Source organism: Streptomyces sp. M2CJ-2 (assembly GCF_016757295.1).
In the GTDB taxonomy this organism is placed as follows: Bacteria; Actinomycetota; Actinomycetes; order Streptomycetales; family Streptomycetaceae; genus Streptomyces.
Map to the genome: position 1 here is coordinate 44,330 of NZ_JAESIF010000002.1, position 12,253 is coordinate 56,582.

The following is a 12,253-nucleotide window of genomic DNA, read 5'->3' on the forward strand; positions in this document are numbered from 1 at the left end:
TCATGAGGGCCGGAGCAGCATTGGTCCAGTCCTACGTGCGGCCGAGCCAGCGCGCACCGGGGCCGTGCTACCGTGAAGAGTTGCAGTTTCGGTTACCAGAGACTTCGATTCTTCGACTCCTCGCCACTTCGAGACGTCGAGTGAGACTTCGAGTGCTCTTCCGGCCTTCCGTCGACGAGCACTCTTTTTTGTTGCTGGAAAGCTTCACGGCTCGCCAGGAATACGGCCGGGTGGATCGTTGCTGCAACGACGGGCCCACAGGGTGTGGGCCCCGATCACTGCCCTCAAGGGAGATTCAATATGGCATCTGGCACCGTGAAGTGGTTCAACGCGGAAAAGGGCTTCGGCTTCATCGAGCAGGACGGCGGCGGCCCCGACGTGTTCGCCCACTACTCGAACATCGCCACCTCCGGCTTCCGCGAGCTTCAGGAGGGCCAGAAGGTGACCTTCGACGTCACGCAGGGCCAGAAGGGCCCGCAGGCCGAGAACATCGTTCCCGCCTGACACCGACGTCGACGCCGACGCGCGCCGCGTGGCCGGGACCCGCACTTCTGTGATGCGGGCCCCGGCCCACTGCGTTCTCCCTCTCCCTCTCCCTCGGCCCTCGGCCCGGCAACGAAGCCGGCGCCGTCCCCGCACCCGCGGCGCGCCCCGCTCCCGCTCTTGCGATCCGCCGCTCCCGGCCGCCGGCCGATTCTCCGTCTCACTGTCACTTCGGCTCATTCTTGCGAATCCTCATGCGGCCGTGCAGGTCCCCGCTGGGAGGAATTCCTCGATACGTGCCGCATCGAGGAAGGTTCCGCATGAACCGCAACCACACAGCCCGTTCGAACAACAACTCCTCCCGCTCCCGTACGGAGAAGGCCTCCACGGGCTCCGGCCGGGGCGGCCGCGTCCGCTCGCAGGGGTCGGGCCGCCCGGGCGCCGCTTCCCGTTCGGGCAAGGCCGGGCGCGGCGGCGGCCGTGGAGGCCGCGGAGGCCGTCCCGCCGTGTCCGGTGGGGAGTTCGCCCCGCCGGTCACCCTCACCCCGGCGCTGGACCCGGTCGAGTCCTTCTCCGAACTCGACATGCCCGAGCGGCTGTTGACCGCCCTCGGAGCCGAGGGCGTGACCACCCCGTTCCCGATCCAGGCCGCGACGCTGCCGAACTCGCTGGCCGGCCGGGACGTTCTGGGCCGCGGGCGCACCGGCTCGGGCAAGACGCTCGCCTTCGGCCTCGCCCTGCTGGCCCGCACCGACGGGCAGCGGGCCGAGCCCCGGCAGCCGCTGGCCCTCGTCCTCGTCCCCACCCGGGAACTCGCCCAGCAGGTCACCGACGCCCTCACCCCCTACGCACGCGCGCTGCGCCTGCGCATCGCCACCGTGGTCGGCGGGGTGTCGATCGGCCGGCAGGTGAGCGCTCTGCGCGCCGGGGCCGAGGTCGTCGTCGCGACGCCCGGCCGACTCAAGGACCTCATCGACCGGGACGACTGCCGCCTGGACCAGGTCGCCGTCACCGTCCTGGACGAGGCGGACCAGATGGCCGACATGGGCTTCATGCCGCAGGTGACCGCCCTGCTCGACCAGGTGCGTCCCGGGGGTCAGCGCATGCTGTTCTCCGCGACGCTGGACCGCAATGTCGACCGTCTGGTGCGCACCTACCTCCACGATCCCGTGGTCCACTCGGTCGACCCGTCCGCGGGCGCGGTCACCACGATGGAGCACCACCTGCTGCATGTGGACGACGACGACAAGCACGCCACCACCACGGAGATCGCCGCCCGCGACGGACGCGTGATCATGTTCCTGGACACCAAGCACGCCGCCGACCGGCTGGCCAAGAAGCTCCTCGCCGTCGGGGTGCGTGCCTCGGCCCTGCACGGCGGGAAGTCCCAGTCCCAGCGCACCCGGACCCTGACCCAGTTCAAGGACGGCCACGTCACGGTCCTGGTGGCCACCAACGTCGCGGCCCGCGGCATCCACGTCGACAACCTGGACCTCGTCGTCAACGTCGATCCGCCCAGCGACCACAAGGACTATCTGCACCGTGGCGGGCGCACCGCCCGGGCCGGTGAGTCCGGCACCGTCGTCACCCTGGTCCTGCCGCACCAGCGCCGCGACATGACCCGTCTGATGAGCGACGCCGGCATCACCCCGCAGACCACCCGGGTACGCCCCGGCGGGACCGAACTGAACCGCATCACCGGAGCCCAGGCACCCTCGGGCGTGCCCGTCGTCCTCGCTCCGCCGCCCGCCCAGGCCAAGCCCGCGCGTTCCGGTTCCTCGTCCCGCGGCCGACGCGGCCGCCCCGGCCAGGGCCGCCGCCGCCCGTCCGCCAAGGGGTAGGGCGGGCTCGGCCACGCAGGTCGAGCCCGGTCAGGATGCGCGATGCGTCCGGGCGCAGCCGCCGCGCCGAGCCCAGGACCAGGACCTGGGCCTGGGCCTGGGCCTGTCGGCACATTGCCGAACCGTGACCTCCCTGGTGCTACCGCGAGTAACTTACTCCTAGGTAAGTTCGGGCCGAACCACCCCCCGAGCGGCGCGGAGGCCGCTTCCCGCCTGTTGCTTCACAGGAGGTTCGCCATGCCCCCACGCCCGCGCACCAGGCTTCTGGCCGCGACGGTCACCGCCGCCGCCTCCCTCGGCGCCCAAGCGGTCGCCGCCACCCCCGCCGCGGCGACGGACGAGGTCGTGTCCCGGGGGGTCACCATCCCCGCGTTCTACCACCCGCCCGCCCGCCTGCCCGCCGCCGACGGCACCCTCGTCCGGAGCGAGCCCCTCCCCCTGGCCCTGAGCCTGCCCGGCCTCAAGGGTCCGCTGCCGGGAAGCGCGACCCGGCTGATGTACAAGTCCACCGACTCCAACGGGCAACCGGTCGCCGTCACCGGCGCCTACCTCGAACCGGCCGCCCGCTGGAAGGGCCGCGGTCCTCGCCCCCTGGTCGCGGTGGCACCGGGCACCATGGGGCAGGGCGACCAGTGCGCCGCGTCCCTGGGGCTCGAACGCCCGCTGACGCTCAACGGCGAGACGGTGTCCGTCGGTTACGAGAACCTGGCGATCCACCGCCTCCTCGCGAAGGGCATCGCCGTGGTCGTCACCGACTACGCGGGCCTGGGCACGACCGACCGGCTGCACACCTACGTGAACCGGGTCGACGAGGCCCACGCGGTCCTGGACGCCGTCCGCGCCGCCCGCTCGGTGCGCGGGGCCTCGGTCACCGCCGACTCCCCGGTCGGGCTCTTCGGATACAGCCAGGGCGGCGGGGCGAGTGCGGCGGCCGCCGAACTCCAGCCCTCCTACGCCCCTGACGTCCCCCTCGCCGGGACGTACGCCGGAGCACCGCCCGCCGACCTGGCCTCGGTCACCGAGGCCATCGACGGCAGTGAACTGGCGGGAGCGCTGGGCTGGTCGCTGAACGGCTTCCTCCAGTCCGACCCGTCCCTGAGACCCATCGCCGAGGCGCGTCTGAACGCCGTCGGCAAGGCCGCTCTCACCGACCTGTCGACGATGTGCGTCGGCGACGCCCTCTTCGGCCACGGCTCCACCAGGAGCACCGAGTGGACCCACGACGGACGCTCCATCAGCGACATCATCGCCGCCACGCCGGCCCTCCGGGCGTTCCTGGACGGCCAGCGCATCGGCACGCTGAAACCCTCCGGTCCCGTCCGCCTGGCGACGGGCGTCAGCGACGACCTCGTACCGCACGGACAGGCCCGCGACCTCGCCGTCGACTGGTGCCGCAAGGGCGCCGACGTCACCTACAAGGCCGTCCTCCTGCCCGACGTCGGCAGCGAACTGCTCAACCACTTCGCACCGCTGCTGACCGACCAGGGCAGCGCCGTCGACTGGCTGACCGACCGGCTGTCCGGCAAGCGGGCCACCTCCGACTGCCGGAGCATGCCCGTACAGCCCTGACGGCGGCACCGGTCCTGGTGCCCGGCTCCCGGGAGCCGGGCACCACCACCGCGAGTGCCGCCACGTCGAAGTGATCCGGGCCGCCGGCCCCCCGCGGGGCCGGGGCTCGGCTACGCTCTTCGAGCATGTCGCACCCTGACGATCTGCTCGTCGCCGTCGCCGCGATGGTCGAGGCGGACCGGGACAGCCAGATGTCACTCACCGTGGTGGTCCCCGGTGCCGTCATCACCGGACGGCTGGCCCCCGAGGCCCTGTGGAGAGAGCGGGTGGCGGAGGTGCTGCGCGACTCCGCGCGGCTGACCCACTTCGCCGTCCCGTTCGCGGAGGCCGGCGGAGGCGGGGACCCGTCACGCCCCTCCCACCTCCACTTCCACGTCGCCCGCATCCTCCAGGGGAGCTACGGCATCCCCGACACCGGGGGGATGTACCGCGTCGCCCTCTCCGAGGTGAGCGCCTGGACGGTGGGGGACATCGGCTACGCGGACCAGTTGACGTAGCGCGCGGACGGGGCCGGCCGGTGGTCTACGGGGTGAGGCCGATCGAGGCGCAGGCCGCCCGGTACTCGGCGGTGCAGATGTCCTTGACGTCGTAGACGTCGTCCCGGATCACCGTGTCCTTGATGTTGTCCCGCGTCAGGGCGACCACCGGTATCAGCATCGTCGGGATGTCCTTCCGCGTCGCGCTGTCGACGCGGTCGCCGGTCAGCGAGTCGAACTGGATGTCCCGCCCCTGGACCCGGGCCACCGCGATCTCCGCGGCGCCGCCCGCCGCGAGCAGGAACGACTTGTACACCGTCATGTGCTGTGTGCCCCCGACGATCCGCTGCACGGCCTCCAGGTCGGCGTCCTGCCCGGTCACCGGCGGGAGGTCGGAGACGCCCGCCTCCTCCAGCGCCTCGATGACGGCTCCGGCCATGCTGTCGTTCGCCGAGTAGACGGCGTCGACGTTGTCGGCTCCGACGGCGTCGATCGCCTTCTCCATGTTCGCCTTGGCGACCTCGGGCCTCCACTTCTCGGTGTCGTACGTCTTGACCATGTCCACGTTCCCGTTCAACTCGTTGAACGCGCCCTTCTTGAACAGGGCCGCGTTCGGGTCGCCGGGCGCGCCGTTCATCACGACGACCTTGCCTTTCTCCCCCTCGCCACCGAGCTCGTCGACGATCGCGCGGCCCTGCACCTCGCCGACGAGCTCGTTGTCGTGCGACACGTACGCGTCGATCGGGCCCTCGGCGAGCCGGTCGTAGGCGATGACGGGAATGCCCGCGGCCTTGGCCTTCTTCACGTCCGACCCGACGGCCTCGGAGTCCACCGCGTTCACCAGGATCACGTCGACCTCGTCGGCGATCATCCGGCCGAACTGCCGACTCTGTTCCGCCGTGCTCCCCCCGGCGTTGGCGTAGACGACCCTGCCCTCCTTGCCGGTGAGAACACCGACCCGCTCCTCGATGAGGGGGCGGTCGAACTTCTCGTAGCGCGCCGCGTCCTTGTCGGGCAGGAGGAGACCCACCGTGATGTCGTTGCGCTCGCTCGGTGACGCGGAGTCACTGCTCCCGTCGGTGTCGCCGAGCGCACCGCACGCGGAGAGCGAGAGGAGCGAGAGAGCCGTGAGGCCGACCGTCACAAGAGTGGTGCGGCGGGTACGGGTGGTGCGAGAAGTGCAGGGGTTCACATCAGGTGCCTTCCGGGCGAGGGTGCAGCGTGGCAACCGGTGAGGGGCAGCCAACGCCGCGCGGCCCGGCAGCGTCAAACCGTGCCCGCCACGCGGCCCCATCCGTCGGTTCCACGTCCTGAGCGGCTGCCACCGGTCCGATTTGTGGCTGCGACGACCCGAATGGGCTGTGCGCTCCGCTCCGGAACCGCCGTCGTGTCAGGGAATTCTCGATGAACATCATTCCGTCGGGAGCGTCCCGGGCACCGAGCGCCGCACATGCTCACGGCATTCACGCGAAGCGGGCAGAGAACGTGCGCAGGAGTGACACACGGACTGCACACAGCGGCTCGCGGGTGTGGTTAGCGTTGCCTGTTCCTGCTCCACTCGCTCTCGCGTGCGAACACGAACGGGCCGTCTCCGGCTCGGCGGGTGCGTGCATGCCGACTCAGGAAGACAACGGATGGACTACTGCTCCACGTGTCGCCGGCATCTGAACGGCGCCCTGGTGTGCCCCGGATGCGGCGCCTACGCTCCCGACATCGCGCCGAGCGCCATGGGCGGCCGCACGGCCCCCGGCCCGGCGACGAGGACCGCATCCCCGGACGCGGAAGCCACCGGGGGCGCCGAGTTCACGGAGCGTGTCGACACGGGTGTCGGTACGCTCCATGGTCTCGACCTCGGCCCCGACCCCGGCCCCGGCCCCGACCTCGATCCCGTGGCGGCGTCCGCATCCGTGTCCGCGGTGTCCGCAGCGTCGGCGATGTCCGCGCCCACGGGGCGGGCGGCGCGGCGACGGCAGCTGGCGCGGTGGAAGAAGACCCAGCGCCGCGCCCTGGTCGCCACGGCGGTGGCCCTCGTCGGCGGTGGTCTCACCGTCGCCTCGATGGACCGGGGTTCCGGCGACCGCACCCAGGCCGCGTCGGCACCCGAGGTCACCGGTATGGGTGGCGCGAAGGGGCCCGCGGAGCAGTACGGCGACCCCGCGCCCGTGGCGACCCCGCCCGGCACGCACCGGTCCTCCCCGGACCGGCCCGCGCAGTCGGCCTCGGACGACGCCCCGGACCCGCAGTCGACCGGCGCCGCGTCGACCCCCACCATCGCGTCGGACACCCGGCCGGACGGCGCGACCGGCGCGCCCACGACGGCGACGTCCCCGCCGCGGACCACCTCGCCGGCCACCGACTCCGGCGCGGAAGCCGGCTCCGGCTCCGCCGGGGGCACCGGTGCCGATTCCGGCTCCGGTGCGGCGACCCGTCCGACGAGCCCGCCCGTGGCGGCCGCCGGCGGCGAGGACAGCGGGAGCGGGAAGCCGGGAGGCCAGAGCGGCTCGCAGCCCGCAGCGCCGGACCCCTCGACGCCCCCGCCCGACTCACCGGGCACGTCCCGCTCCGAGCTGTGCCTGCTGGTGATCTGCCTCGGCTGACCGCCCCCCGCACGTGTTCCGCGCCGTGCTGCGGAACAATCGGAACATGAGCATCGTCAAGATCAACGTACTCACGGTCCCGGAAGAGCAGCGGGAGACGCTGGAGCAGCGGTTCGCCGCGCGGGCGGGAGCGGTGGAGGGCTCGGACGGCTTCGAGTGGTTCGAGCTGCTGCGCCCGGTGGAGGGCACCGACACCTATCTCGTCTACACCCGCTGGCGGTCCGAGGAGGACTTCCAGCGCTGGATGGAGGGCCGCGCCCAGGCCGCGCACGGCGGTGAGGGCGCGCAGGGCGACCGCCCGAAGCCCGCGGCCACGGGAGCGACGCTGTGGTCCTTCGAGGTGGTCCAGCAGACCGGCCCCCAGCAGGCCTGACCCGCCGCCACGGCGTCCCCGCGTTCACCCGAACCGCGTACACGGCGGTCTCCCGTCCGGCGGGGAGGCCCGTCCTGTGGGGAGGCGTACGAGCCGACGAGCGGGCACTCGACGGAATGGGCCGGGCTCGATCCGCCGGCCCTTCTTTCCCGGGCAGCGGAAATACGTGCGGGAGCCGGAGTCCGGAACCCGGGAAACACAGAGCAGGGGCCCCGCACCGATGTGCGGGGCCCCTGCTGAAATCCCTGCGTACTCGCGTACGTACGGGTCAGGCGGGAACGATGTTCTCGGCCTGCGGGCCCTTCTGGCCCTGCGTGACGTCGAAGGTCACCTTCTGGCCCTCCTGGAGCTCACGGAAGCCCGAGGTGGCGATGTTCGAGTAGTGGGCGAACACGTCAGCGCCGCCGCCGTCCTGCTCGATGAAGCCGAAGCCCTTTTCCGAGTTGAACCACTTCACCGTACCGGTGGCCATATCAAATCTCCTGAGACAGTGCTGGGAAAACGCACTTCACGAATTCCCTCATCGTCGCGATGATCACCTGCCCGGAGAACCGGTAGCAAACTGGCAACCACAACTGCAACTGACGTCAGCCTAGCATGGCCCATATCCACGGCAAGCGAGGAAAATCACCGAGAAATAATGCCGGCAACGCGTTTAAGGAAATAGATTTCCCTGACGGACGCCGGATTTCTGTTCCGGCGGTAGCAGATTTTCAGTGGTACTGGTGCACGGTATCCGCACCCCGTCGGCGCAGCTCCTCGTTGAGCCGCTCGACCTGCTCCAGCCGCTCCTCCAGGTCGATGATGCGACACGCGGCGTCGACCGGAGTCCCCTGGTCGACGAGCTCGCGGGCCCGGGCGGCGAGCTTCAACTGGTGGCGCGAGTAGCGGCGGTGGCCGCCTTCCGAACGCGTCGGGGTGATCAGTTCCGCCTCGCCCAGGGCGCGGAGGAAGGCGGGTGTCGCTCCGACCAGTTCGGCGGCCCTGCCCATGGTGTAGGCCGGGAAGTGGTCGTCGTCGAGCCGGTCGGCGACGGGCAGCCGGGCGTCGTCCGACTGCGAGGCGCCCGCATACGGCTGACTCTCCGAGGGCATGCGCACCTTCCTGCGGACCGCAGGGGACACGGACCGCCACGGGGACGGGTTCCCCACATCGGAACTCTAATCGCCTCGGCGGAAAAACTGTCACGGCGCACACAGATGTCCCCGTCTGCCCCTGTTCCGCCCACGGGGAGACAGGACTCCCCCTCTCACGAGGGGGAGCGCTCACACGTGCCCGGGACCTCCACTGCCGAAGCCGCCGCTGGAACCGGGCAGCCAGCGCCGCCGCTGCTGGTCCTTCCCGGTTCTGGTCGCGGCGTGATGGAGCTGGTAGGGCATGAGCCGTTCGCCGTCCCTGGACACCATCGAGATCTCGTCCGGCTCCCGCATCTCCCGCGTCTCGTGGACCGCGCCGGTCTCCGGCAGCTTCGGCTGGTCCTCGGGGTCGGGGCGGGGCTCCTCTTGATCCATGACCTTCATGCCGACACGTACGGCCCAGATCAGCGCGCCGGCCACGACCAGCCCGCCGACGAAGGCCGCGAGCAGACTCAGCACTTGCTGGCTCGCGGCCAGCAGTTCATACGATGCCGTGTTCATGGTCCGATTATGGACGAGAAAGTGAGATAAAGCACACGAATGCCCTACTTGTCCGTCCCGGGGGCCTCGGTGGGCGCCCCCCGCTCATTCGGCCGCTCCGGCAGGCGGTGGCCTCCGCGCCATGACAAGTTACTGACGGTGGGAAGGCCGGGACGGGCCGTCGCGTCCCCACGTGTGCAGCTCGGGGCCCGCCCCCGGCCTTCCCGCTCACCCCACCCCGGCGCGGGGGCTCGGGGTGGGGGGTGTCTCGGGGAGCAGCCAGGCCGTGGTGTCCGGGCCCAGGTCGCCGCCGGTCAAGGGTGCGCTGGACAGCAGGACCTCGCCCGCGGGGAGGGGGACCGGGTCGGGTGACAGGTTGGCCACACAGCGCCAGCCGTCGTTGCGGTCGAACCGCAGCACCCCGGCGGGGGTGTCCTCCGCCCAGGTCAGCGTCTCGCCCTCCTGGAGCTTGCGGCGCAGGCGCAGGGCCGCGCGGTACAGCTCCAGGGTCGAGCCCGGCACCCCCTCCCGCGCCTGCGCCCCGTCCTGCGCCTCGACGGCGTACGCGCCGAAGCCCGGCGGCTGCGGCAGCCAGGCGCCGCCCGGGCCGAAGCCGTACGACGGTCCGGTCGTCGTCCAGGGCAGCGGCACCCGGCAGCCGTCGCGGCCCTTGCGGACGTGGCCGGTCTGCTCCCAGATCGGGTCCTGGAGGACCTCGGTGGGCAGGTCGGCGACCTCGGGCAGGCCGATTTCCTCGCCCTGGTAGACGTAGGCCGAGCCGGGCAGCGCCAGCATCAGCAGGGTCGCCGCGTGGGCGCGGCGCAGCCCGGCGTCGGTGTCGACGGCCGGGGCGTGTCCGCCGGACAGCAGCCAGGCGTTGTCGTCCGTGCCCGGCGGCAGCATCAGGCGCGAGGCGTGGCGTACGACGTCGTGGTTGGAGAGCACCCAGGTCGCCGGGGCGCCGGCCGCGCGGGCGGTCGCGAGCGAGTCGGTGATGACCCGGCGGAGCGCCTCCGCGTCCCAGGGAGCCTGCAGATACTCGAAGTTGAAGGCCTGGCCCAGTCCGTCCGGCCGGGCGTACAGGGCGCGCCGGGCACCGGGGACCCAGGCCTCCGCGACGGCCGTGCGGGGCGGGGAGTAGGCGTCGAGGATCTTGCGCCAGTCGCGGTAGATCTCGTGCACCTCGTCCCGGTCGTAGAACGGGTGGGTGCCGGGCGGGAACTCGGTGAGGGCGGCCTCGCCGCTCAGTCCGGGGGCGCCGAGGTCGCGCAGCGGCTCGCTCAGGTCCTTGGCGAGGGCGTGCGCGACGTCGACGCGGAAGCCGTCCACCCCCCGGTCGGCCCAGAACCGCAGGGTGGTGCGGAAGTCGGCGCGGACGTCCTCGTTCGCCCAGTTCAGGTCGGGCTGTTCGGCGGCGAAGAGGTGCAGGTACCACTGTCCGTCGGGCACCCGCCGCCAGGCGCTGCCGCCGAAGACGGACTGCCAGTCGGTGGGCGGGTGTTCGCCCCGCGGGCCGCGCCCGTCACGGAAGACGTAGCGCTCGCGGGCCGGGGAGCCGGGGCCGGCGCGCAGCGCCTCCTGGAACCAGACGTGCCGGTGGGAGGTGTGGTTGGGGACGATGTCGACGATCACCTTGAGGCCCAGGCGGTGTGCCTCGGCGACCAGCGCGCCGAAGTCGTCGAGGGTGCCGAGGCGCGGGTCGACGTCCCGTGGGTCGGCGACGTCGTAACCGCCGTCGGCGAGTTCGGAGGGGTAGAACGGGCTCAGCCAGAGGGCGTCCACACCCAGGGCGGCGAGGTGGATGAGGCGCCGGGTGACGCCGCGCAGGTCGCCGAGACCGTCGCCGTCGGCGTCGGCGAAGCTGCGCGGATAGACCTGGTAGACGACGGCCTGCCGCCACCAGTCGGGATCGCGCGAGGAGAAGTCGGGCGCGGCGTCGGACGGGACGCCGGTGACGGGTGCGGCCGGGGCGGAGGTCGGCGGGGCGGGCCGGGGGGCGGGCGGATCGGTGCGGTCGGTCACGCGGTCTCCTCCGAGTGAGTGCGGGTGACAGCATGAATCTGTCCAGAACGCCGCAAAAGTGAACACACGGGCGGAGCGGAGGCATTCCTTCCTGGTGTGACGGAGACGTGAAGAGTGCACAACTCCCCTTGCGTCGACGCAGGTTGACAGGGTGATGCGGCGCGGCCACCATGAAGGCGCACTGAGGCACATGTGACCGATGAGCCTCGTGTTTCTTCGACCACTCATGCCCGGGACGGCCGGCCGCCGCGTGCTGCCCTGCCGCCGTGCCCCGGTTTCCGGCACACGCCAAGAATGGGATCCGCATGTCCATAGCGAGACGTGTCCTCACCCGCCGCCTGCTGGGGACGGGCGCCGCGACCCTCGCCCTCTGCGCGGCCACCGCCGTCGCCGCGACCTCCGCCTCCGCCCACGGCGCTCCCGGCGGGGACGGCTGGAAGTCGGGCGGCGACTACCGGCCGGGGACCGGTGCCGGCACGGTCACCGAGACCGACCGCTGCCAGTTCTCGCTCGACGGCAAGAACTTCTTCGACTCCGTCAAGGTCGACGACCAGAACCTGCGGCCCAGTGAGGACGGCAAGGTCCACATCGAGGTCCGCACCGCCGGTGACGCGACCACCTGCACCGCCTCGCTCGCCTCCTACCTGGCGCACGGCGCCACCTTCGCCTCCTCCGGTGAGCAGGTCTTCGTCGACTTCGACACGGTGACGGTCAAGCCCGGCACGACCGATTCCCTCGACATCGCCGTCCCGGACAAGGGCTGCTTCGCGCAGATCGACCTCTACCGGGGCGCCGTGAAGTTCGACGGCAAGCTGGACGCGAACGACGGCTTCGAGCACGGTGAGCTGCCGAAGGGGCCGGACCGTCCGGTCATCAAGGACAAGCTGATCGCGGCCTGGAACGGCGGCACGAGGGACTGCACCGCCGACACCCCGGCCGAGGAGCCGGCCCCCGAGCCGTCCACCTCCGCCCCGGAGCCGTCGGAGCCGTCGGAGCCGTCAGAGCCCGCCGAGGACACCGCTCCGCCGTCCTCCGAGACGCCGGGCGGGCCGTCCACGACGCCCGGCGCCGACGCGCCCGACCAGTCCCCCTCCGAGCCGGCCACCGAACCGGGCGCCTCGCCGAACGGCGGCAGCGACAACCTCGCGGAGACCGGCGCCGACAGCAACACCGGCCCGTTCGCGATCGGCGCGGCGGTTCTGCTGGCGGGCGGCGCGGCGCTCGTCGTGGTCACCCGCCGCAAGCGCACCGGCGCCGGCACCGACAGCCGGTAACC

Annotated in this window: 12 protein-coding genes; 7 read left to right on the forward strand and 5 right to left on the reverse strand. The window is 71.9% G+C overall.

Annotated features, from left to right (window positions below; translation table 11 throughout):
• Positions 1-300: 300 nt before the first annotated feature.
• The 4 genes from JL475_RS02645 (at position 301) to JL475_RS02660 (ending at position 4,390) form a co-directional block, all read left to right on the forward strand.
• Complete coding sequence (locus JL475_RS02645) at positions 301-504, forward strand: cold-shock protein (protein WP_109379033.1); 204 nt, start codon at positions 301-303, stop codon at positions 502-504.
• Positions 505-803: 299 nt separating this feature from the next.
• Positions 804-2,324 (forward strand): DEAD/DEAH box helicase, encoded by a 1,521-nt coding sequence (locus JL475_RS02650; RefSeq protein WP_202274731.1) that lies wholly within the window; start codon positions 804-806, stop codon positions 2,322-2,324.
• Between the two features lie 237 nt (positions 2,325-2,561).
• Entirely contained in the window at positions 2,562-3,893 is a 1,332-nt protein-coding gene (locus JL475_RS02655; RefSeq protein ID WP_202274732.1) for an alpha/beta fold hydrolase, read from the forward strand.
• A 125-nt stretch (positions 3,894-4,018) separates the two neighbouring features.
• On the forward strand, positions 4,019-4,390 hold the full coding sequence (locus JL475_RS02660; RefSeq protein ID WP_202274733.1) for a hypothetical protein: 372 nt from the start codon (positions 4,019-4,021) through the stop codon (positions 4,388-4,390).
• 25 nt (positions 4,391-4,415) lie between these two features.
• Here JL475_RS02660 and JL475_RS02665 read toward each other — a convergent pair whose 3' ends face one another.
• The gene (locus JL475_RS02665) at positions 4,416-5,561 is read right to left on the reverse strand and encodes a substrate-binding domain-containing protein (protein ID WP_307824958.1); all 1,146 of its coding nucleotides are present in this window, start codon (positions 5,559-5,561) and stop codon (positions 4,416-4,418) included.
• Positions 5,562-6,003: 442 nt separating this feature from the next.
• On the opposite strand from JL475_RS02665, the gene JL475_RS02670 reads away from it, so the two are divergent.
• Positions 6,004-6,966, forward strand: a complete 963-nt coding sequence (locus JL475_RS02670) for a hypothetical protein (RefSeq protein ID WP_202274735.1) — start codon at positions 6,004-6,006, stop codon at positions 6,964-6,966.
• Positions 6,967-7,012: 46 nt separating this feature from the next.
• On the forward strand, positions 7,013-7,339 hold the full coding sequence (locus JL475_RS02675; RefSeq protein ID WP_202274736.1) for an antibiotic biosynthesis monooxygenase: 327 nt from the start codon (positions 7,013-7,015) through the stop codon (positions 7,337-7,339).
• A gap of 268 nt (positions 7,340-7,607) precedes the next feature.
• Here the strand turns inward: JL475_RS02675 and JL475_RS02680 are convergent, their stop codons facing one another.
• From JL475_RS02680 to JL475_RS02695, 4 genes are all read right to left on the reverse strand, one after another.
• On the reverse strand, positions 7,608-7,811 hold the full coding sequence (locus JL475_RS02680) for a cold-shock protein (RefSeq protein WP_004985680.1): 204 nt from the start codon (positions 7,809-7,811) through the stop codon (positions 7,608-7,610).
• Positions 7,812-8,052: 241 nt separating this feature from the next.
• On the reverse strand, positions 8,053-8,433 hold the full coding sequence (locus JL475_RS02685) for a MerR family transcriptional regulator (protein ID WP_202274737.1): 381 nt from the start codon (positions 8,431-8,433) through the stop codon (positions 8,053-8,055).
• Between the two features lie 171 nt (positions 8,434-8,604).
• The gene (locus JL475_RS02690) at positions 8,605-8,976 is read right to left on the reverse strand and encodes a DUF6479 family protein (RefSeq protein WP_202274738.1); all 372 of its coding nucleotides are present in this window, start codon (positions 8,974-8,976) and stop codon (positions 8,605-8,607) included.
• Positions 8,977-9,183: 207 nt separating this feature from the next.
• Positions 9,184-10,977: a glycoside hydrolase family 13 protein gene (locus JL475_RS02695; protein ID WP_202274739.1), complete on the reverse strand. Its 1,794-nt coding sequence runs from the start codon at positions 10,975-10,977 to the stop codon at positions 9,184-9,186.
• A gap of 305 nt (positions 10,978-11,282) precedes the next feature.
• On the opposite strand from JL475_RS02695, the gene JL475_RS02700 reads away from it, so the two are divergent.
• The gene (locus JL475_RS02700; RefSeq protein ID WP_202274744.1) at positions 11,283-12,251 is read left to right on the forward strand and encodes an LAETG motif-containing sortase-dependent surface protein; all 969 of its coding nucleotides are present in this window, start codon (positions 11,283-11,285) and stop codon (positions 12,249-12,251) included.
• Positions 12,252-12,253: the final 2 nt, after the last annotated feature.

What these genes read in the sequence shown, in the direction of transcription:
- JL475_RS02645 (WP_109379033.1), top strand. Translation starts at nt 301, where the DNA reads ATGGCATCTGGCACCGTGAAGTGGTTCAACGCGGAAAAGGGCTTCGGC.
- JL475_RS02650 (WP_202274731.1), top strand. Translation starts at nt 804, where the DNA reads ATGAACCGCAACCACACAGCCCGTTCGAACAACAACTCCTCCCGCTCC.
- JL475_RS02655 (WP_202274732.1), top strand. Translation starts at nt 2,562, where the DNA reads ATGCCCCCACGCCCGCGCACCAGGCTTCTGGCCGCGACGGTCACCGCC.
- JL475_RS02660 (WP_202274733.1), top strand. Translation starts at nt 4,019, where the DNA reads ATGTCGCACCCTGACGATCTGCTCGTCGCCGTCGCCGCGATGGTCGAG.
- JL475_RS02670 (WP_202274735.1), top strand. Translation starts at nt 6,004, where the DNA reads ATGGACTACTGCTCCACGTGTCGCCGGCATCTGAACGGCGCCCTGGTG.
- JL475_RS02675 (WP_202274736.1), top strand. Translation starts at nt 7,013, where the DNA reads ATGAGCATCGTCAAGATCAACGTACTCACGGTCCCGGAAGAGCAGCGG.
- JL475_RS02680 (WP_004985680.1), bottom strand. Translation starts at nt 7,811, where the DNA reads ATGGCCACCGGTACGGTGAAGTGGTTCAACTCGGAAAAGGGCTTCGGC.
- JL475_RS02685 (WP_202274737.1), bottom strand. Translation starts at nt 8,433, where the DNA reads ATGCCCTCGGAGAGTCAGCCGTATGCGGGCGCCTCGCAGTCGGACGAC.
- JL475_RS02690 (WP_202274738.1), bottom strand. Translation starts at nt 8,976, where the DNA reads ATGAACACGGCATCGTATGAACTGCTGGCCGCGAGCCAGCAAGTGCTG.
- JL475_RS02700 (WP_202274744.1), top strand. Translation starts at nt 11,283, where the DNA reads ATGTCCATAGCGAGACGTGTCCTCACCCGCCGCCTGCTGGGGACGGGC.